19 protein-coding genes are annotated in these 21,410 nt (G+C 44.7%); 9 read left to right on the plus strand and 10 right to left on the minus strand.

The window, feature by feature from the left end; translation table 11 throughout:
* From R7O13_RS09530 to cobT, 6 genes are all read right to left on the minus strand, one after another.
* Window positions 1-1,029 (minus strand): succinylglutamate desuccinylase, encoded by a 1,029-nt coding sequence (locus R7O13_RS09530; RefSeq protein WP_213876522.1) that lies wholly within the window; start codon window positions 1,027-1,029, stop codon window positions 1-3.
* 274 nt (window positions 1,030-1,303) lie between these two features.
* Window positions 1,304-3,100: a M3 family oligoendopeptidase gene (locus R7O13_RS09535; RefSeq protein ID WP_170893856.1), complete on the minus strand. Its 1,797-nt coding sequence runs from the start codon at window positions 3,098-3,100 to the stop codon at window positions 1,304-1,306.
* A gap of 128 nt (window positions 3,101-3,228) precedes the next feature.
* Complete coding sequence (gene cobC, locus R7O13_RS09540) at window positions 3,229-3,843, minus strand: alpha-ribazole phosphatase family protein (protein ID WP_318303693.1); 615 nt, start codon at window positions 3,841-3,843, stop codon at window positions 3,229-3,231.
* An 11-nt stretch (window positions 3,844-3,854) separates the two neighbouring features.
* Window positions 3,855-4,388, minus strand: a complete 534-nt coding sequence (gene cobU, locus R7O13_RS09545; RefSeq protein ID WP_318303695.1) for a bifunctional adenosylcobinamide kinase/adenosylcobinamide-phosphate guanylyltransferase — start codon at window positions 4,386-4,388, stop codon at window positions 3,855-3,857.
* Window positions 4,385-5,191 (minus strand): adenosylcobinamide-GDP ribazoletransferase, encoded by an 807-nt coding sequence (locus R7O13_RS09550; protein WP_053303161.1) that lies wholly within the window; start codon window positions 5,189-5,191, stop codon window positions 4,385-4,387. The genes cobU and R7O13_RS09550 overlap by 4 nt, the downstream gene beginning before the upstream one ends.
* Window positions 5,191-6,234: a nicotinate-nucleotide--dimethylbenzimidazole phosphoribosyltransferase gene (gene cobT / locus R7O13_RS09555; RefSeq protein WP_318303698.1), complete on the minus strand. Its 1,044-nt coding sequence runs from the start codon at window positions 6,232-6,234 to the stop codon at window positions 5,191-5,193. Before cobT ends, R7O13_RS09550 begins: the two co-directional genes overlap by 1 nt.
* Window positions 6,235-6,482: 248 nt before the next feature.
* Between cobT and R7O13_RS09560 the strand changes: the two genes are divergently transcribed.
* The 7 genes from R7O13_RS09560 (at window position 6,483) to purT (ending at window position 14,072) form a co-directional block, all read left to right on the plus strand.
* A complete protein-coding gene (locus R7O13_RS09560) occupies window positions 6,483-7,172 on the plus strand; it encodes an NAD(P)H-binding protein (RefSeq protein ID WP_025766774.1) in 690 nt (229 codons plus the stop codon).
* A gap of 200 nt (window positions 7,173-7,372) precedes the next feature.
* Entirely contained in the window at window positions 7,373-8,746 is a 1,374-nt protein-coding gene (locus R7O13_RS09565) for an L-cystine transporter (RefSeq protein ID WP_005377885.1), read from the plus strand.
* A 157-nt stretch (window positions 8,747-8,903) separates the two neighbouring features.
* Window positions 8,904-10,325 carry an exodeoxyribonuclease I gene (sbcB, locus tag R7O13_RS09570; protein ID WP_318303700.1) on the plus strand — a complete coding sequence of 474 codons (1,422 nt, stop codon included), beginning with the start codon at window positions 8,904-8,906 and terminating at the stop codon, window positions 10,323-10,325.
* A gap of 55 nt (window positions 10,326-10,380) precedes the next feature.
* Window positions 10,381-10,755 (plus strand): CidA/LrgA family protein, encoded by a 375-nt coding sequence (locus R7O13_RS09575; protein WP_005397786.1) that lies wholly within the window; start codon window positions 10,381-10,383, stop codon window positions 10,753-10,755.
* 1 nt (window position 10,756) lies between these two features.
* A complete protein-coding gene (locus tag R7O13_RS09580; RefSeq protein WP_171344747.1) occupies window positions 10,757-11,434 on the plus strand; it encodes an LrgB family protein in 678 nt (225 codons plus the stop codon).
* Between the two features lie 431 nt (window positions 11,435-11,865).
* Complete coding sequence (cdd, locus tag R7O13_RS09585; protein ID WP_005377892.1) at window positions 11,866-12,753, plus strand: cytidine deaminase; 888 nt, start codon at window positions 11,866-11,868, stop codon at window positions 12,751-12,753.
* A 143-nt stretch (window positions 12,754-12,896) separates the two neighbouring features.
* Window positions 12,897-14,072 carry a formate-dependent phosphoribosylglycinamide formyltransferase gene (gene purT / locus R7O13_RS09590; RefSeq protein WP_132936598.1) on the plus strand — a complete coding sequence of 392 codons (1,176 nt, stop codon included), beginning with the start codon at window positions 12,897-12,899 and terminating at the stop codon, window positions 14,070-14,072.
* A 72-nt stretch (window positions 14,073-14,144) separates the two neighbouring features.
* On the opposite strand, the gene R7O13_RS09595 is transcribed toward purT, so the two are convergent.
* Entirely contained in the window at window positions 14,145-14,795 is a 651-nt protein-coding gene (locus R7O13_RS09595) for a thiopurine S-methyltransferase (protein WP_021707633.1), read from the minus strand.
* 315 nt (window positions 14,796-15,110) lie between these two features.
* Here R7O13_RS09595 and R7O13_RS09600 point away from each other — a divergent pair, with 315 nt between their 5' ends.
* Complete coding sequence (locus R7O13_RS09600; protein ID WP_005377897.1) at window positions 15,111-15,890, plus strand: phosphoribosylglycinamide formyltransferase; 780 nt, start codon at window positions 15,111-15,113, stop codon at window positions 15,888-15,890.
* Window positions 15,891-16,011: 121 nt separating this feature from the next.
* Here the strand turns inward: R7O13_RS09600 and ihfA are convergent, their stop codons facing one another.
* Window positions 16,012-16,308, minus strand: coding sequence for an integration host factor subunit alpha (gene ihfA / locus R7O13_RS09605; protein WP_005377899.1), 297 nt, complete (start codon window positions 16,306-16,308; stop codon window positions 16,012-16,014).
* A gap of 534 nt (window positions 16,309-16,842) precedes the next feature.
* On the opposite strand from ihfA, the gene R7O13_RS09610 reads away from it, so the two are divergent.
* On the plus strand, window positions 16,843-17,724 hold the full coding sequence (locus R7O13_RS09610; protein WP_005377901.1) for an AEC family transporter: 882 nt from the start codon (window positions 16,843-16,845) through the stop codon (window positions 17,722-17,724).
* Window positions 17,725-17,938: 214 nt separating this feature from the next.
* On the opposite strand, the gene pheT is transcribed toward R7O13_RS09610, so the two are convergent.
* The gene (gene pheT, locus R7O13_RS09615; protein WP_318303704.1) at window positions 17,939-20,344 is read right to left on the minus strand and encodes a phenylalanine--tRNA ligase subunit beta; all 2,406 of its coding nucleotides are present in this window, start codon (window positions 20,342-20,344) and stop codon (window positions 17,939-17,941) included.
* Window positions 20,345-20,362: 18 nt separating this feature from the next.
* Complete coding sequence (gene pheS, locus R7O13_RS09620) at window positions 20,363-21,346, minus strand: phenylalanine--tRNA ligase subunit alpha (protein WP_005385470.1); 984 nt, start codon at window positions 21,344-21,346, stop codon at window positions 20,363-20,365.
* Between the last annotated feature and the right edge of the window lie 64 nt (window positions 21,347-21,410).

The following is a 21,410-nucleotide window of genomic DNA, read 5'->3' on the forward strand; positions in this document are numbered from 1 at the left end:
TTAATCGTAAACCAACTCACCCTCTTCAAAACGGGTTTTCACTTCACAAACCATCAGAGCTGCACGTTGACCTATTGCGACGTGGCGGTTCGGGAAGACAATCGCTTCGTTTTCATTCTTCGCCATTAATGGTTTGTCGCCATCATGACCAAACACTTCGCCGTGAACAAATGAGGTGAAGTTTTCAACATTGTCGTCGAACATAAAGTCAAAGTCTTCGTTCAAACGAACGATTGTGCGACTTACGCGATACTTAATGCATGGTTTTGGTAAGTGTTCTGGCTTCGTTTCCGCAATCAAATTACGTAAAGACAAATCAAACGCGGTCAGTTTATCGAGGTCATTTTCACCGATACGAGCCACACGGCCAAGCTCCATTGTGAGAGCCTGCGCACCAAAGCTCTCGGCACTGTACCAGCTAAACGTGCTCGATGGTGAGTTTGACAGGAGCACTGCTTCAATGTGTGCACTGTCCAAGAAATCGATCAATGCTTTGCTGCGCACAGGATGACGAGTCTTAGGACTTACTGCAAACGTATAGTGCTTCGAGCCTCTAATCGCGCAGTGTAAATCAAGGTGCCAGCGTGTTGTCGGGTCGGTATCCTGATAAAAATCTCGAACAAGCAGCTTAAGCGTATCGGCGATAACAAGCTCTTTTGTCTGTTTGTGTTCTTTTTCGTCAAACAAACGGTTGAGGTTTTCTTCAAGGAATCGCGTGTGCGCCAGAGTGGACTCTGGGTGAGCGATAATGAACAGACAACGGGTATCGACCGTCTGGAACCCAGATTCTATGTCTTGAATAATGGAATCCACCAGCTCCATCGGTGCGGTTTCATCTCCGTGAACCCCACAAGAGATGATGATGTTCTTCGTATCCTGAGTATAATTCGCAGGGATTACTTCTAATACACCACGCTGATAGAGTTTAAGTTTTACACCGTTAGAAAGCACCTGCTCCGCTGGTGCAACATCAATATGAACATCTAACGTGTCAGTTAAAAACGATTGGCGAAAGAGAGACTTCGTCATGCGTTACTCCTTAATAGCACGGCGGATATGTTAATAAATTGTACAAAGGATTTTTGTTGCTGCGATCTCACTTATGAGTAGAAATCACTATTTCCCTCGAAAATCCGATGCCTTTTCGCGCCAGGCACTCAAATCAAGCATTGAGGCGTTTAATTTTCAAACAATTACAAAGTGTTAGGGCTGTGAACTTTACCACAGCCCTGATTAAGATCATTATGATTTGATCAAATTTTTGTAGCTATAAAGCAGATTATGCATCAACACTGCGAAAAACTTAGCCGCGCTGTGCGAGCAAACGCTCAAACTCATCGACTTTTTCACGCACTAGCTCAACACTCTGCTGCCAAAACGTTGGCTGGGTTAAATCCATCGACAGGTGCTTTTCGACGACATCTTCCGCCATCATGCAGCCTGTATCGCGCAGCAAATTGATGTAATCGGTGTAAAACGCTTCGCCTTTGTTTTCTCGCTGTGCATAGATACCCTTGCTAAACAAGAAACCAAATAGGTATGGGTAGTTATAAAAGCTCACGCTATCAATAGAAAAGTGCAGCTTGCTTGCCCAGAAGTACGGATCCGGTTCGCTCATTACGTCGCCATACCATTCTTTCCAAGTTTCTGACATCAACTCACAGAATTCATCTGCGGTTAACTCTCCATCCTGGCGGCGTTCATAGAACGATTTTTCAAACTCGTAGCGAACCGGAATGTTGATCATTAAAGCTAGCGCAGATGACAACTCTTCCCACAACATCTCGAGCTTTTCATCAACGCTCTCCGCTTTCGAAATCAAATGATCACGAACGATGTTTTCTGCAAAGATAGAGGCGGTTTCTGCTAACGTCATTGGGTAGTAAGTTTGGCAAAGTGGCAAATCACGAATAACCCAGTTATGGAACGCATGGCCAAGTTCATGTGCCAGAGTCATAAGGTCTGACCGACTGCCACTCCAAGTCATAAACACAAGTGGTGTTCGCGTTGCTGGCAGTTTGGTGCAGTATGCGCCAAGACGCTTGTTAGCATTTGGCGCGGCATCAATCCAACCATTTTGTACCATCAAACGGACAAACTCCGACATCTCAGGGTTTACTGTTTCAAATGCTTCACAAATAACATCAATCGCTTCATCAAAGTCGTAAACCTTCGCTTCACCGCTCAAAGCAGGCATAGCCGCCAGATGATTCCAAGGTTTCATCTCATCCAGACCATGTACTTGCGCCATCAATAAACCCGCTTTCTGACCAATAGCTCGACTGTCTTTGGCTACGGTCATCATCGCATTTAAAGTTTCAGCTTGGATTCGGCTACCATGCAAACTCGGCTCTAGGAAGTGAACTTCACGCTTCGTAGAACGCTTTTTGTTTTCAGTTAAGCGCCATCCTGCTAACGCATTCAAAATCGCAGCGAATGATTCTTGGTGCGTTTGCATTGCATCTTGTACGCCACGCCACGCGGCTTCTTGACGCTCGAATTCAGAACCATAAAGAATGCTTGCCGCTTGAGAAAACCCAAGCTCTTCACTATTACCATCTGTGTACTCAAGCTTCACTTTCAATGAGCCAGTCAGGTTATCGTATAGGTTACCCCAAGCCGATTTGCCATCCACACTCATCGCAGCCAGTAACTGTTCTTCTGCGTTGCTAAGACGAGTATCCGCCAACTTTCTAGAATTCAAGATAGAAAAAGCTTGCCCACTGATATCAGGATTTTCATGGTCTAACACGCGCAAGATAAACTCTTCGTCGGCATGAGTTAATGTCAAATCAAAGGGACTGAACGCTTGGGAAAGCTCCGAAAAGATGCGGGTCATTTTACCAAGTAACGATTTCGCTTCGGCGTTTGTTGCATCAACAGAAGCATAACAACTCGCAAAATTTGCAACTGTACCCGCTAAACGACTCGCAGCTTCATTGGTCAAAATCGCATTTTGCATGATCTCTACGTTGCCACAATCTACTGATTGTTTATTCAAAAGATCAATACATTGTTCCACAAGAGCAATATCGTCTTGAATTCGTGGGTCAGAAAGGTCGTTATAAACGATGGACAAATCCCAACTCGGCGTTGTCATTTCTATATTTCCTTTTTATGTAACTGAGTCAATTTTCGCTTCCTGCACCTAGCAGATGGGCTTCCACTGACATCTTCCGTGACTATGCCCGTAAGCAATATCGTTCTGGGCATTTTAATATTTATAAATTAACGAGTTAAAAGAGGTACGCCAATCGAACGCACCGAGGCGTAAATTTGCTCATCTATGGTAATTGTTACATGCGTGACAGAAGCGTTTCCTATCGACAACGTCGAATACCACTTTGGGTTACGCCAATCTAACTCCAATACATGAGCAAGAATCATACGAATGACGCCACCATGCGTGACGATAAGTAGATTGTCATTGATATCGTTGATGATTTGAGACCAAACGCGACATATGCGCTCAGAAAATGTGCTTAAGCTCTCAGCATTCGGCAACGTATGTTGTGCTGGCGATTGCCAAAAAGCATCTAGCTTTTTCCACTGCTCAGTGAGCAGATCAAAAGGCATACCATCAAAATCACCAAATACCATCTCTTGTAAAGATTCATCCGTCATTACTGGTAATAATTGCTGTTCAGCAATGATGTTTGCCAGTTCTTGACAGCGTGAAAGTGGAGAAGAAATTATTCCACCCACACCTCGTCCACTCTCAGCCCAAGCCCGAGCAATACTCTCTTGATCAGCAGGCGTAACTTTTACATCTGTTTGGCCATGGAGTCCTGGTGGAGCGTCTACTTTTCCATGACGCACAAGATAGATATTGAGTGTTTTCATTTTGTTCCATCCTACTCTTTAAGAACCAACGGCAAACCAGCAGCAACAAAGGTAACGCGATGGCAAACACTGGCTAGTTTTTGATTCATCCGTCCTGCATTATCCACAAAATAACGACTAACCGCCCCCAAAGGTACAATGCCCATTCCAACCTCGTTAGAGACGAATATTAACGTCGCATCTGAGCCACGTACCATCTTTATAAGCTTTTCAATTTCTGCTTCTAGCTTCTCATGGGAACATTCATCACCTAACTCAAATATCCAATTGTTGAGCCACAAGGTTAAACAGTCGATCAATACAACATCGGTGATAGCGAAATTTGTCAGTAACTCAGATAAATGAAGGGGGCATTCATGCTCTTGCCACTCGCCCCCGCGTTGCTTTTGATGATGCGCTATTCGCTCTCGCATTTCTTGGTCAAATGGCAGCGCGGTTGCAACATAGTGTAATGCTCGCTGAGAAGCGACCGATAATTGCTTAGCTGTTTTTTCTGCCAAATGCGACTTCCCAGAGCGCGCGCCACCGAGTATCAATTGCTTCATGAGGAGTGATACAACCCAATCATAGTGAGATAAATAAGCAGTTCCGACAACTGTTGCGCTGCGCCAAGGCAATCCCCCGTAAAGCCGCCAATTCTCTTGATTAACCAACGTTTGAACATCAAACGAAATACCACGAGAACAAGCGATATCAAGATCGCATCCGCGATACCAAGCACAAGCAATGTTACGCCACCAGTAAACAACAAAATGGAGACTTCTAGAGAAGACTGGCGACTTGCTAGCGGTTTACTTTTCGACGTATCACTGTCACTGACATAAGGCATGTCATAAATAAGCGTCGCTGCTAGTGCTCGGCTTGCGGTGTAAGCGACGACAATGACCAACCAAAAGTGCGGCAAGTTAGCCAGTTCACTCCAAAAAACATACTTAGCCAATAACGCCATAATGAGAGTGGCGGCACCATAAGTGCCAATACGACTGTCTTTCATAATAGAGAGGCGTCGCTCTACGGTCATGCCACCGCCAATGCCATCCGCCATATCGGTCAAGCCGTCTTCGTGAAAAGCCCCAGTTAACAATAAGCTAAACACCATCGTTAATACTATGGCAACCGACTCTGGGAAAAAAATTGAGGTGAGCGAGAATACCAAAGCGCAAAGTGCTCCAAGCACGAGACCAACTAACGCAAAGTAACGGCCTGCCTGATTCATGCGTTCTTCACTGTAAGGCAACGCTTGGGGCACGGGTAAGCGGCTAAAAAAACTGGTAGCTAATAGAAATAACTCCCACTGGTATCTTAACGATGACGGCGTGACTTTCTCAGAATTATCAGGGACTGACACTATACTGTAACTCCTGCACTCTCGAAGCTCGCCATTTTGTTGTAAAACTGAGCGGCAGCTTTTAACAAGGGTAAGGCAAGAGCGGCTCCTGTTCCCTCCCCTAGCCGTAAACCAAGGTCGAGCAGAGGTTCTGCTTTAAGATGTTCCAATACAAATTTATGTCCATTTTCTTCAGAGCGATGGGCAAACAACATGTATTCACGCGTTTCTTCATCTAGCAACGTCGCAATATAAGCCGCTACCGATACGATAAACCCATCCACTAAAACTGGAGTTTTAAGCCGCTTGGCTTCTAAAAAAGCGCCCACCATTTGTACGATTTCAAAGCCCCCAACCTGTGCGAGAATCGCTTTGGTATCAAGACCTCGACATCGGTTTACCCCCTGTGCTACCAGTTTATATTTGCGGCTCAACTGCTGTTGATTGATTCCGGTGCCAACGCCAACACAATAATCAATATCTAATGAGCTCAGCGCCGATAACAGTGCTGAGGCCGAACTGGTATTACCGATGCCCATCTCGCCGAACATTAAGAGGTTTGAACCATGCAAAATGGTATGCTCAGCAATCTTCGCACCATATTCTAAACCTAACGCCACTTGTTCTGGGGACATCGCGGATTGTTTAGAAAAATTAGCCGTACCGTTACCCAACCGTTGTTCAACCAAGTTGGGATGGGATTTAAATTCTGGAACCAGCACATCAATAGGAGCCAACATGCCGCAATCTATTACTTTGAGTTGAATGCCATTAATGTCGCAAAGACAGTTGATGGCTGCGCCGCCAGCGAGAAAGTTAGCCACCATTTGCTGAGTGACTTCGCTTGGCGCAATGCTCACACCCTCCTCTGCAACGCCGTGATCTCCAGCAAATACCAGCATGCTCGGTTTGCAGATAGCGATGGAATCAACTGGCTGAGGTTTATCCTGACTTTGAATAAGAGCTAACTGCAGTGCCACCTTTTCCAATAAGCCTAAAGAACCGACGGGTTTGGTTTTGTTATCTATGCGTGCTTGTATCTCCGCAGCAAAAGAGTCATCCATTTTTTACGTTCCTTTGATGTTGTCTGGGTGAGAGGTGTTCTGTTGTTCAAGAGGTCTTGTTCAGCGACAGTTTTTGCGCGCCCACTATTGTATACACTTGCATCCAATTGGGGCAGCGCTAATCAAGTTTATCTCAGGATAGTCTGCCGAGTTCGCAGAGCGTCTCACCTTTCTTGCACGAGATTATAAGTAACTCGTTGAAATCCGCTACAATAGCTTAGACTATGTTCCCATATAGGAGAAAAGATATGGATAACAACACCTGCGCAATCATCGCCGGTGCAACTGGCTTAGTAGGCTCAAAAGTCATTGCAAACCTCATAAATCAATCAGGTGTTGGAACATTATATTATCTTTCTCGCCGCACACTCGATGGCGTCCTAGATGTGGACAACAAGCTTATTCCTCTCATTGATGCAGACCTTTCTATCCACCAATGGGATGAGAACCAACCAACACCAACCATCGGCTTTATCTGTTTAGGCACGACCCTTAAGCAAGCAGGCAGTAAGGATAATTTGCGTAGAGTAGATGTTGATCTGGTGTGCAAAGTCGCCCAACAAATGAAAACAATCGGAGTCAAACGCCTTGCGGTTGTTTCTAGCCTCGGTGCAAATAGTAAATCGCCATCCCATTACTTAGCTTGTAAAGGACAAATGGAACAACGAATCGAAGCTATGGATTTTGAGGAAATCGTATTTGTTCGCCCAGGCCCGCTTGTTGGTCAACGTCAAAACCCAAGAATGGACGAGAAGTTAGTACAAACTCTGTTTAAGGTAATTCGCCCACTTATGCTAGGCAAACTGTCCAACTTTTTACCGATTCGAGCAGAAGATGTCGCCAAAGCGATGATTTATCAACTTTTCAGTTATCAAGAAGACTCGGTGGTTTACTTACAAAGGAAAGAAATGCGTGACTTACTGCATCACTACGAATAACCATTTTGTACAATTAACGTGCTAATTCACACTCTCACGCGACTTAGATCTCGTTTTTATATTCATTTTAGATCTAGCTAATACCCGTTTGTCATTTTTAAAGTTATATCACGAGCGTTATCTTACGCTCCATAAATAAATCCGTATAAAACCCCGTATAAAAAACAACCGCCACTTCGGCTGGTTGATAAGGTCAAATTATGAATTTTGCAGTGATAGCCTCTCTAGCCGTCTTTGTTGGCATATTGTTCTTTCTATTTAACCAACAACAAAAGAAACACACTCTTTCACGTCTCGTTTTGATCGGTCTTGTTACCGGTTCTCTTTTTGGTCTTGCTTTGCAACTCATTCACGGTGAAGGCAACAGCGCTATTGCTCAAACACTTGAATGGGTAGGCATTGTAGGCAGTGGCTACGTTGGTCTACTGAAAATGGTCATCATGCCACTGGTGTTGGTATCGATGATCTCTGCAGTTGTTAAATTGGAGAAAGGTGGATCATTAGGTAAAATTTCTGGCCTGACCATCTCTGTTCTTCTAGTAACGACTGCAATTGCTGCACTTATCGGTATCTTGGTGACAACGACATTTGGCCTTTCAGCAGAAGGTTTAACTGAAGGCGCGCGTGAAACCGCTCGTATCGCCGTTTTAGAAAGCCGTGCCGGTACAGTAAGTGACCTAACTATTCCTCAAATGCTAGTTAGCTTCATTCCAACCAACCCATTTGCTGATCTAACAGGTGCTCGCTCGACATCAATTATCGCTGTTGTGATTTTCGGCGTGTTAACTGGTATCGCCGCTCGTAAAGTGATGATGGAAAAAGCAGAGTTGGAATCACCGATTCGTACTTTCGTAGAAGCTGCTCAATCTATCGTTATGCGATTAGTGAAGATGATCATGGCCCTAACGCCATACGGCATCGCAGCACTGATGGCAAAAGTGGTAGCGACATCAAGCGCAGGCGACATCCTAAACCTACTTGGCTTTATTGTGGCGTCTTATGTTGCTATCGCACTGATGTTTGTTGTTCATGGCGTATTGGTCTCTTTTGTTGGCGTTAGCCCTGCGGAATACTTTAAGAAAATCTGGCCTGTACTGACCTTCGCGTTTACATCCCGTAGCTCAGCAGCAACAATTCCACTAAACGTAGAAGCGCAAATCACCAAGCTTAACGTACCACCAGCGATTGCAAACCTATCAGCATCGTTTGGTGCCACTATCGGCCAAAACGGCTGTGCGGGTATCTATCCTGCAATGCTTGCAGTGATGGTAGCTCCAACAATGGGTATCAACCCACTTGATCTACACTTTATCCTGTCATTGATTGCGATTATCACCATCAGTTCATTTGGTATTGCAGGTGTTGGCGGCGGTGCAACGTTTGCAGCCTTGATTGTTCTTCCTGCAATGGGCTTACCTGTGACCATCGCGGCGCTGCTTATCTCTATTGAACCATTGATTGACATGGCACGTACCGCACTAAACGTTTCAGGCTCAATGACTGCGGGTACAATTGCTAGCCGAGTGCTGAAGTCACCAGAAAGTGAAGCAACATTGGAAGAAACACGAGCATAGAACTCAAATTCCTTCCAAAGCGATAAAACGTAAAATATCAAGCCGATGGTTCGCCATCGGCTTTTTTCATTTTCAAAAATTCAACTTGCATCTTTCGTTGCTAGTCAAGGCGTTGAATGGTCTAATACTGTCATCGGTTTTGTAAACGGTAAGCAGAATGCACCAAGATAATCAGCCCACTTTTTTCTTCTATGATTATGAGACATGGGGAACCAACCCCGCGAAAGATCGCCCAAGCCAGTTTGCTGGTGTTCGTACAGATGAAAACTTTAATATCATCGGCGAGCCTTTAGTCATGTACTGCCAGCCACCTGCTGATTATCTTCCGTCTCCTGAAGCTGCGCTTATTACTGGTATTACTCCGCAAAAAACGGTTCAAGAAGGCCTTTCTGAGCCAGAGTTTATCGCTAAGATTCACGCTGAACTCGCGAGACCAAATACCACCAGTTTAGGCTACAACAGCATTCGCTTTGATGACGAAGTGACCCGTTATACTTGTTATCGCAACTTTATCGATCCATACGCATGGAGTTGGCAAAACGGTAACTCGCGTTGGGATTTACTCGATGTACTACGCGCGTGCCATGCCCTTCGCCCAGAAGGCGTAGAATGGCCAGAAAACGAAGATGGCTTCACTAGCTTTAAATTAGAACACTTGTCTGTGGCTAACGGCATAGAACATAGTAACGCGCACGATGCCATGGCAGATGTGATTGCGACTATCGAAATGGCAAAGAAAGTAAAAGCAGCGCAACCAAAATTGTTTGATTACTTTTTTTCTATGCGCCAAAAGCGCAAGCTCAATGATTTAGTCGACATCGTCAACATGACACCGTTGATGCACGTTTCAGGCATGTTAGGGCGCGAATGCCAGTACACTAGCTGGATTGTGCCTGTTGCTTGGCATCCAACCAATAATAATGCCGTTATCACCATCGATTTAGCGAAAGACCCTCAACCTATTCTTGAGCTATCCGCAGAAGAGCTGCACGAAAGACTCTACACTAAGCGCGAAGATCTTGGTGAATTGCTACCAGTGCCAGTTAAACTAGTTCATTTGAACAAATGCCCTATTCTCGCCCCTGCAAAAACGTTAACGGCTGAAAATGCAGAGTCTATTGGCATTGATCGCCAGCAATGTCTCGCTAATCTCGCTTTGTTGCGCCAACATCCTGAAATTAGAGAAAAGCTGATTAGCCTCTTTTCAGTCGAGCGTAAATTCGATAAAAGTGATGACGTCGATACACAGCTTTACGACGGGTTCTTTTCTCCGGCTGATCGCGCAGCTATGGATATCATTCGAGAAACCGACCCGAATAATCTTGCTGCATTAGACATTGAATTTGATGACAAGCGTATTAAACCTCTATTGTTCCGCTATCGTGCGCGTAACTTCCCAGGCACATTAGACGAGCAAGAACAAAGACGCTGGGCACTACACTGTCGAGAAGTGTTTGAAAGCCAAATTGAAGAGTACATGCTGAATTTAGAAAACTTAGTTCACGAACATGAAAGTGACGAAAAGAAGATTGCGATATTAAAATCCGTGTACTGTTATGTAGAGAGCTTAGCTTCCTAACTCCTCCTAATACAAGCGCACCTTATGGTGTGCTTGTTGTTTATATACTGTCAAAATGATTAAAGAACGATTCTTACAACTGATCCAACTGCTCATTTCAATCTTCCTCATCATGGGAGCACTTGGCATCGGAATTACCATTCAAAAGTTCACTGGCGTTTCCGTTCCAGGAAGTGTCATCGGTATGCTCGTACTGTTTTTCTCCATGACTCTTGGGCTTGTAAAAGTCGACTGGGTCAAACCGGGCGCCACGCTATTTATCCGCTATATGATCTTATTGTTCGTTCCTATTAGCGTCGGATTAATGCAACATTTCGATATGCTACTCGCTAATGCCCTCCCTATCATTGCCAGCGCAGTTGGAGGCTCACTCATTGTACTAGTCAGCCTCGCTTGGCTGCTGGACTACTTGCTAAAGGAGAAACACTGATATGTGGTTAGTTGTTACCATTGCGGTTTTTCTTATCGCTCGCCAAATCGCAATCAAAGTGAACAATCCTCTAGCAAACCCTTTGCTGATCAGTATCGCAGTGCTCATTCCTTTGCTTACTTACTTAAATGTGCCATTTGAAAAGTATTATGCGGATAACGAAGGAATTAGCTTTTTGCTTCAACCTGCTGTAGTTGCTCTGGCTTATCCACTATATGAACAACTACCACAAATTAAAGCAAACTGGCGAATCATCACTTTCGCTTGCACAGTAGGCAGTGTGATGTCGATGATGACAACCACCTTGATCGCAGTCGCTTTCAAAGCAGATATCAGTTTAATCGCAAGTCTAGTGGGTAAATCCGTCACTACGCCAATAGCAATGGAAATTTCGAGTCACCTCGGTGGTGAAGCTGCCGTTGCGGCGATCTTGGTTCTGATTGTTGGTTTATTGGGCGCGATTTTGGCATACCCAATTTACAACTTAATTGGAATTAAACACCCGATTGCACGTGGTCTGACAATGGGTACAGTCTCTCATGCCTTAGGCACCGCTACTTGTGCAGAGAAACAGCCCATAGATGCCGCGTTCTCATCACTCGCATTGGTTTTATGTGGGATCATAACTTCTATTTTGGCTCCAAGTTTTTTTGCTTTGGCGGTCTGGCTATATCAATAGTTAAGCGCTCTCGGTCTGCCCTCCTTCCGGCAGGCCGTAGCCTTTCCGTTTCTTACTTATCCCTTTTCAAAACCCTATCTTATCTATCAAACTCACCCAGTAATATCGTGAAGGGACTTGACTGAGATATACATTCATAGCATTAGCATTCTAGCTGCTACCACTCGCTCTAGATTACGTAAGTATAAAGTAGCATAGCGGTAAAAGTCGCGTTGGTAACATACTCCTGCTCCTTGGTCATATGAATATATACTGATATGGTTAATTGTGAGACGGAGATAACGCTTCACACCTGTGCAATCGAATACATGTGTGAGCTCACTCTAATTATGTAACAGAATTATCAATTGCATTATTTATCGTGATCTAACGCACGGAACATTTCTATCTTTCACATAGAATAACTGTCCATGCAATAACAAGGATTCAACATGAAAAGTCGCATTGAACAGGCGCTAGCAGGCGCTCCAGAAGCACTTTCCAAACAACTTGCTCCTATCATCCAAGCTGATGATTTTGATGCTACGCTTTCAGTTCAACAATTTGAGCAGTTGCTTTCAGCTACCGGTCTATCAGACAAAGAGCTTCGTGTTGCGCTACTTCCTTTTGCCGCAGCGTACTCCTATGCTCCCCTTTCTGACTTTTATGTCGGCGCTATCGTTCGTGGTCTTTCAGGTCGCCTTTACTTCGGTGCCAACATGGAATTCTTTGGTGTACAGTTGGGTCAAACGGTTCACGCAGAGCAGTCTGCGATTAGCCATGCTTGGATGAAAGGCGAACGTGGTGTTAAGGATATCACTATCAACTTCAGCCCATGTGGTCACTGCCGCCAGTTCATGAATGAGTTATCTACCGCAAACGAGCTTAAAATCCAGCTCCCAGAACGCGAAGAAAAGTCACTTCATGAATACCTGCCTGAAGCCTTTGGACCAAACGATCTCGGTATCGAGTCCGGCTTAATGGCAGAAGTTAAACACCAATTCTCATGTGATGATGAAGACGCACTCATCCAAAGTGCAGTTGAAGCGATGAACATGAGCCACTCTCCATACACCAACAACTTGAGTGGTTTAGCATTAGAGATGACTAGCGGCCGTGTATTCCAAGGCGCTTATGCAGAAAATGCAGCGTTTAATCCTAGCTTGCCACCGCTACAAGTTGCGCTAATCCAAGTTTTACTTGCGGGTGAAACCTTTGACAGCATCAAAGCCGCTGCATTGGTAGAAAACTCTGAAGGTAAGATCAGTCACTTAGCCGATACGCAATCAACGTTGGAAGCGTTGAATCCAGATATTCCGCTTAGTTTTGTCAACGTATAAACGACAAATTCAACAAAAAGCTCTACAACATGTAGAGCTTTTTTATTACCTAAAAACCAAAAGCAAACGTTTGCTTTGTCATGAAACTTGAGTATGATCTCCTGCAATTTCTGTCTCATCACTCTATTTTGTAAGGGAACACTATGTTTGGCACTGCAACTAGCGCAAATGCTACCCGTGTATTACTTTTAGGCTCTGGCGAACTCGGTAAAGAAGTCGCCATTGAATGCCAGAGACTTGGTTTAGAAGTGATTGCTTGTGATCGCTATGCCAATGCTCCAGCGATGCAAGTCGCTCACCGTAGTTATGTTATCGACATGTTAGATGGGAACGCCTTAGAAGAAGTTATTACGAAGGAACAACCTACTTACGTCGTACCAGAAATTGAAGCCATCGCAACCGGCAAACTGGTAGAGCTTGAAGAAAAAGGACTGAATGTTGTTCCAACCGCTAAGGCAACCAGGCTAACAATGAATCGTGAAGGTATCCGACGTTTGGCAGCAGAAGAACTGGAATTGACGACTTCACCTTATCGTTTTGCAGATAACTTTGAAGACTTCAAAGCCGCGGTTGAGCATGTGGGTATTCCGTGCGTGGTGAAGCCTGTGATGAGCTCTTCAGGTAAAGGGCAAAGTGTTATCAAGACCGAAGACGACGTTACAAAAGCATGGGATTACGCTCAGGAAGGCGGGCGTACGGGTGCAGGTCGCGTTATCGTGGAAGGTTTTATCGACTTCGATTACGAAATCACTTTATTGACCATCAGAGCCGTTGACGGTGTGCATTTCTGTGCTCCAATTGGTCATCGTCAGGAAGATGGCGACTACCGCGAATCATGGCAACCGCAAACTATGTCAGAAAACGCAGTAAAAGCAGCTGAATACACGGCTGAGAAAGTGGTAAACGCGCTCGGTGGCTACGGCATCTTTGGTGTAGAGCTATTTGTTAAAGGCGATAAAGTCATTTTCAATGAGGTCTCTCCTCGCCCTCACGATACGGGTATGGTTACAATGATTTCACAGGAAATGTCTGAGTTTGCTCTCCACGTGCGCGCGTTTACCGGAATGCCAATTAATAATATTGTGCAATATGGCCCATCTGCGTCTGCTGTTATTCTTGGACAAGGGACTTCCACAAACATTCGCTTTGAAAACCTAAGCAAAGCTTTAGCTCAACCTCAAACACAAGTTCGTCTATTCGGTAAGCCAGAAATCGATGGTCGCCGCCGTTTAGGTGTTGTCCTTACGCGACGAAAAACCACCGAAGAAGCCGTTCAAGATGCTATTGAAAGTGCTTCAAAAGTGAATATCATTTATTAAATACGAACCACTCATACAAAAATAGCGCAGCTCAAATTGCTGCGCTATTTCGTGTTCCAAACCGAAGAGAGCCTATTCACTCTCGATTAAGTACACTTCTTCAGAGAAGCGACTTAAGCCTTTTTTCGCAATTTTAGGATGATTCTCGTCAGCTTCATCTACGTTCAAACAAGTAACTTTGTAACCTGAAAATAACTGCTCAATCTCTTCGACCGGCACGCTAAATGGAGGCCCCGCCATCTCTTCTTGAGGATAGTTGAGTGTAACAAGCAAAATACGACCGCCTGGGTTCAGCAGTTGCTTGAGACGCTCTACATACTCCTCTCGCATATCTTGCGGTAAAGCAACCAACGCGGCGCGATCATAAATGATATCGGCTTGAGATACTGGTGCAGTGAAAAAGTCCCCAGTATAAATAGAGAGCTCATCAAATTGATAAAGCTCGTGCATGCCATTAAGAGGCGTTACCGTTGGCGTGTAAAAATGTTCAGCAAAAAAGGCACGCACAGCAATATGGCTTAGCTCAACGCCTTCAACCGAATCATGCTTCATCGCTAGCCAAATCAAGTCTTCTGACTTTCCACATAAAGGAACTAACACTTTATCTTCACGCTTTGGATTAGTATGTTTCCAATATACTGGTAATAGCGGGTTTACATCTTCCAAGTGAAATCCGATCTGATTGCTGGCCCATTTGTTATGCCAAAATTCTTGGTCTCTCATTTTACTTTCTACTTGTCGGCTGTTTTCATTTTGAGAGGTAAGACTAACGTTTTTTTTCAATTTGTCTATGCCGTTCATCTTTGGTTAATACTGCGGTGATAGGATGTAATCGGTCTCATAGGAGACGCGCCTTTATCTGATAATCAGAATAAAGAAAAGAGAAATGGTGATCTAACGCACGATTCTACTTCAAGATAAAACTGAAACCTTGGAATCTTTCGTAATGGCCCCATTTATAAGTTAGTACCTGATTTGCCGAACTTAGCGACCTTTATGTTCCCTATTTTCTAAGTACAAGCAAGTTAAGGAGAGTGAATGAGCTTATTTCTTCGTACTACAGCATTGATGCTTTTGGTACTTAGCCGTGCACCGGCATTTGCCGCACTTCCAATTACCCCTGCGCCTAATGGCGAACAAAATCGTTCAACCAGCCAAAACGAAGTTTGTTCGAAACTTTTTAAACACAGCCTTAGCGGTTTATATGGCATTCAGTCAATCGACACCACACCAACTCAGCCATATTCTGACTTCGACATTCTTTACAGCAAAGCTCACCAAGCGCAATTTGAACTTGAAACTATCTGTAAAAGTACCGCACTTCTTAATGACGCTCAGCCATACTTCGCAGGCGTGAAATCCAAACAACGAGCAGAAGAAAAGATAGCTTTAGAGTTAGATGGGAAAGTTGAACGTATTACTGACCTAGCACGTGCAACGATTGTAGCTGAAGACGTCGCGAGTTTAGTCTCCATTTATGAAACGTTAGAGCGTGAAACAACGATTGTGAAAGTAAAAAATCGATTCAAAAAACCTGGCCCTTCAGGATATAGAGACTTGAACTTGCTCGTTCGTTTACCAAAAACAAACCTAGTAGCCGAAGTTCAACTGCACTTGAAAGCAATCGCAGATGTAAAAAGCGGTCCCGAACATGACCTATACGAAAAAATCCAGAAACTAGAACGTCAAGCGATGTTGGAAAAACGTGAGCTAAGCGAAATAGAGCTTGCCTCTATTCGCAACATGCGTACACAGTCTAAGAACTTGTACCAACAAGCATGGCAACCATACTTAACAACGCATCTAGAAGCGGCGTAACCGATATCATTAAGCGTCTCTCATAAACAGAAAAACCACCGCATTGCGGTGGTTTTCATTTGTATGCACACGAATTTTACGCAAAAAAAGACCACGCCTTAGCGTGATCCATTTATTCGGCTTACTGTACTTTCTTCAGGTTTTCTACACGAGCTTTTAACTTCTGACCCGGGCGAAAAGTCACTACACGTCGAGCAGTAATTGGAATATCTTCACCAGTTTTCGGGTTACGACCAGGTCGTTCATTCTTGTCACGAAGATCAAAGTTACCAAAACCTGACAGTTTTACCTGTTCGCCACTTTCCAGTGCCTTACGAATCTCTTCAAAGAACACTTCTACCGTTTCCTTGGCGTCCCGCTTACTAAATCCTAATTTATCAAACAGGTTTTCTGCCAGTTCGGCTTTTGTGAGCGCCATAAAACTTTCCTCAAAGCTATGTTAAACAATGCTACGTTAGTGTAGCGCCAGAGCAGTTTTACCCTACCAATTCAACAACATATCGGGGTTACATCAGGAAGTGTATGACAAGCTTATGATTTTCGCCAACTTTTTTCTTGGCGAACAAAAGGAATAGCACTACGTAAATTATTGTTAAACGCCAGAAATTTGATATTTTTGTTTTTGTTTCATCTTTATCAGGAAAAACATCCAGATTATAAAACTAAAATTAGTTTAAATATCAACATTAAACACTATTTAATAAAAATATCAGATATTGGTTATTTAACAGACACTTGACATAGAACTTGTCGTAAATTCAGTGATTTGTATGTAACTCGATACGTAACAATTAGATTAAAAGGTATGACCACCTGTACTTTGCAACTATGCTTAGAAAGCTTGATTAAACCCACGCTTCTCGCTGTTTAACGATGACGCCATATATAAAGATTGATAATGTGGAAGTTCGTGTATTCCCTCATTAGCTTCTTACACTGCTTCTAGGCGACCATGATTAATCAAATCATAAATATTCTTTTCCCTGTTTTTGCTCTTGTCGGAGTTGGCTATTTGGTCGGTCGTTACATCAAGCCTGACTTTCGCCCAATAAACCGCATTAATATTGAGGTATTTACGCCAGCACTGGTATTTTCGTCACTCGTTAGCATGCCGCTCGATTCAAATCAGGGGCCACTTCTTTTGGCGGCAATTGTCGCGGTTTTAATTCCCGCACTACTCATGATCCCGGTATGTCGATGGACGTCACTCTCGTTTAAAACCTGGGCGCCACCACATATGTTTCGCAATAGCGGAAATCTAGCTATTCCTTTGTTTACCTATACGTTTGGAGAAATTGCGCTGTCGTCAGCAGTGCTTTTATTTGTCGTGTCAGCATGCTTGCATATCAGCTTAGGCGTAATGCTGCTTAGTCATGGCAACCCTTTTAAGCAAATAGTCAAGATGCCAATCTTTTTAGCAGCGTCTCTGGCTCTGTTTCTCAACGTGTCAAATGTGGGTGCATGGGCGCCTTTATACGAAGCCACTGCTCTACTTGGGCAAGCGGCCGTACCCGTGATGCTTTTATCTCTGGGGGCACAAATGTGTCATTTAAGGTTGGACGGTTTAAAGATTGGTGTGTTGTGTACCGTGCAGTCACTGGCAACTGGTGCTGTCGCTTTTGCACTTATTTATTGGTTAATTCCCCTTCCAACGATGCAATTGCAAATGATGGTGCTCTTCACAATGCTGCCGCCAGCCGTCATGAATTACCTATTTGCGGAAAGACTGAATATAGAACCCATGAAGGTGGCGTCAATGGTATTATTTGGCAACTTTTTCAGCATTCTTACGCTGCCTCTTCTGCTTAGCTATACCCTCTCACTCGCTGCCTAACCGCCAATAAGCTATCGTTAGCGTGTATTAGCTGAAAAACAATACGTTCCTAATCTCGGGTAAGGGCCATCCCTAGTTTGGTCTAGTATTTTAAAATAATGAGGGGTGGTGCGAGCAGTAAGGAACTTGAACAACGATAAGGTAATCCTAAAAATAAAAAAACCCTGCCAAACTGGCAGGGTTTTCATTTCTTAAGAAGATACGTTACGCGAGATTAGTCACGTAGAGACGCACCAAACTTCTCAGAAACGTGAGCAACGATAGCGTCAACCGCACCAGCGATATCTGCATCTTCAAGCGTACGCTCAAGTGACTGTAGAGTCAGAGCGATTGCTAGGCTCTTCTTACCTTCTTCAACGCCTTTACCTACGTAAACGTCGAACAGTTTTGCATCTTTAAGGAACTCGCCACCTTGCTCTAGACAAGCGTTAACGATGTCACCAGATGCAACAGCTTCATCCACTACTACCGCGATATCACGACGGTTTGAAGGGAACTTAGAAAGCGCTACCGCTTCTGGGATCACTTTGCTGTTGATTGCAGACCATTCGATTTCGAATACGATAGTACGACCGTTTAGACCGAACTTACGCTCAAGCTCAGGGTGAACGGTACCGATCACGCCCACTTCTTTGCCGTCTACGATGATTGCCGCAGATTGACCTGGGTGAAGTGCTGGGTTAGCTTTTTTGCTTTCAGGTGACAGTGCAGCGAAAGAGTACGCTTTTTCGTTCGCAGATAGCTCTAGAATCGCTTCTAGATCGCCCTTAAGGTCGAAGAAATCAACAGTGTTGGTTTCGATATCCCAGTGCTCTTCACCACGAGTACCAGCAATAACACCTGCAAGCATAGGCTCTTGACGCATGCCGTTTTCTGCAGATTCACATGGGATGAAACGTAGGCCATATTCGAATAGACGAACGCGTGGCTGTTGACGCTTCTGGTTGTGAACAACTGTGTTCAGCAGACCTTGGATAAGACCAAGACGCATTGCCGACATGTCTGCAGAAATTGGGTTTGGAAGCACTAGAGGCTCAACACCAGGTACAACTAGCTTTTGTTGCTCAGGCTCAACGAAGCTGTATGTAATTGCTTCGTGGTAACCACGGTCAACAAGAAGATCACGAACGCGTTTCAGTGGAAGATCCGCTTCAACGTGGTTGTGCATCTTAAGTGCTGCTGCTGGGTGTTGGTTAGGAATGTTGTCATAACCGTAGATACGGCCAACTTCTTCAATCAGGTCTTGCTCGATAGCGATATCGAAACGCCATGTTGGCGCTACTGCCATCCAACCTTCTTCTGAAGCTTCAACCGTCAAACCTAGACGCTCTAGGATTTCTACTACGTCGCTATCTGCAATGTGGTGACCTAGCAGGTTGTCTAGCTTAGTACGACGTAGAGCAACTTTGTTTGGCTTAGGTAGGTCTGCTTCAGACTCTACTGCAACAACAGGTGCTACTTCACCGCCACAGATCTCAACAAGAAGCTGAGTTGCACGCTCCATTGCGCTCACTTGTAGTGCGTAATCCACACCACGCTCGAAACGCATTGAAGAATCAGTGTGCAGACCGTAGCTACGAGCGCGACCACGGATGTGATCAGGTGCAAAGAATGCACACTCTAGTAGAACGTCTTTAGTCTCAGTTGTTACACCAGAGTCTTCACCACCAAAGATACCTGCGATTGCAAGTGCTTTGTTGTGGTCAGCAACTACTAGTGTATCTGCGTTTAGTTCTGCTTCGTTGCCGTCAAGAAGCGTTAGCTTCTCACCTTGCTCTGCCATACGAACTACGATGCCACCTTCGATCTTCGCTAGATCGAATGCGTGCATTGGTTGGCCTTGCTCTAGAAGAACGTAGTTAGTGATGTCTACTACAGGGTCGATAGAGCGAATACCACAACGACGCAGTTTCTCTTGCATCCATAGTGGCGTTTCAGCTTGAACATTTACGTTCTTAATAACACCACCTAGGTAACGAGGACACGCAGCTGGCGCTTTCACTTCGATAGACACTTTATCGTCGATTGAAGGGGCAACTGCTTCTACTGATGCCTCAGTCACGTCAGCACGGTTTAGTACGCCAACTTCACGAGCTAGACCACGAATGCTGAAACAGTCAGCGCGGTTTGCTGTTAGATCTACGTCTACTGTTACGTCGTCTAGACCTAGGAATTCACGGAAATCAGTACCGATTACTGCGTCTTCTGCTAGTTCCATGATGCCGTCTGACTCAACGTCGATACCTAGTTCAGTGAACGAACAAAGCATGCCGTGAGATGGCTGGCCACGTAGTTTCGCTTTTTTGATCTTGAAATCACCTGGAAGAACAGCACCAACTGTTGCGACTGCTACTTTCAGACCTTGGCGACAGTTAGGTGCGCCACAAACAATGTCTAGAAGCTCTTCTTCACCCACGTCAACTTTAGTTACGCGCAGTTTGTCTGCATCTGGGTGTTGACCACATTCAACAACGTGACCGACTTTAACGCCAGTAAAAGAACCAGCAACAGGAAGAACGTCGTCTACCTCTAGACCGGCCATTGTAATTTGGTGAGTTAGCTCGTCAGTAGTAACCGCAGGGTTTACCCACTCACGAAGCCATGATTCGCTGAATTTCATGTTGATGAACCCTCTGGATTACTTGAACTGTTTTAGGAAACGAAGATCGTTCTCGAAGAACGCACGTAGGTCGTTCACGCCGTAACGAAGCATTGTTAGACGCTCAACACCCATACCGAATGCGAAACCAGAGTATTTTTCAGGATCGATACCTACGCTACGTAGCACGTTCGGGTGAACCATACCGCAGCCTAGTACTTCTAACCATTTACCGTTTTTGCCTTTCACGTCTACTTCAGCTGAAGGCTCAGTGAATGGGAAGTAAGATGGACGGAAACGTACTTCTACTTCTTCTTCGAAGAAGTTACATAGGAAATCGTGCAGGATGCCTTTCAGCTGAGCAAAGTTTACGTTCTCATCAACCAGCATGCCTTCCACTTGGTGGAACATTGGCGTGTGCGTTTGGTCGTAGTCGTTACGGTATACACGGCCTGGTGCGATGAAACGGAATGGTGGTTTACCATTTTCCATCGTACGGATCTGTACGCCTGACGTATGAGTACGAAGCATCAAGTCTGGGTTGAAGAAGAAAGTATCGTGGTCAGTACGCGCTGGGTGATCAGCTGCGATGTTTAGCGCATCGAAGTTGTGGAATGCATCTTCGATCTCTGGGCCAGCCTCGGTGTTAAAACCAAGTTCGCCAAAGAACTTCTCAATACGCTCTACAGTACGAGTTACTGGGTGTAAACCACCGTTTTCAATACGACGACCTGGTAGTGTTACGTCGATTGTTTCTGCTGCTAGTTTCGCTTCAAGCTCAGCACGTTGTAGTGCATCTTTACGAGCTGCGATAGCTTGCTGAACGACGCCTTTCGCTTTGTTGATCTCTTGACCAGCTTCACGGCGTTCTTCTGGTGGTAGTTTGCCTAGGCTTTGAAGTTGAGCAGTTAGCTCACCTTTTTTACCCAGATACTGAACACGCACTTCATCAAGTGCGACTAGCGATTCGGCAGCTTCAATTGCAGTGCTCGCGCTAGCAATGATCTCTTCTAGATGTTGCATCGTTTCCTCATCTACCTGTAGGTAGTGTCCATAAGGGAGTGATTGGTTTTTTGATAGCTGTACA

It is taken from the genome of Vibrio sp. Y176 (assembly GCF_033438945.1).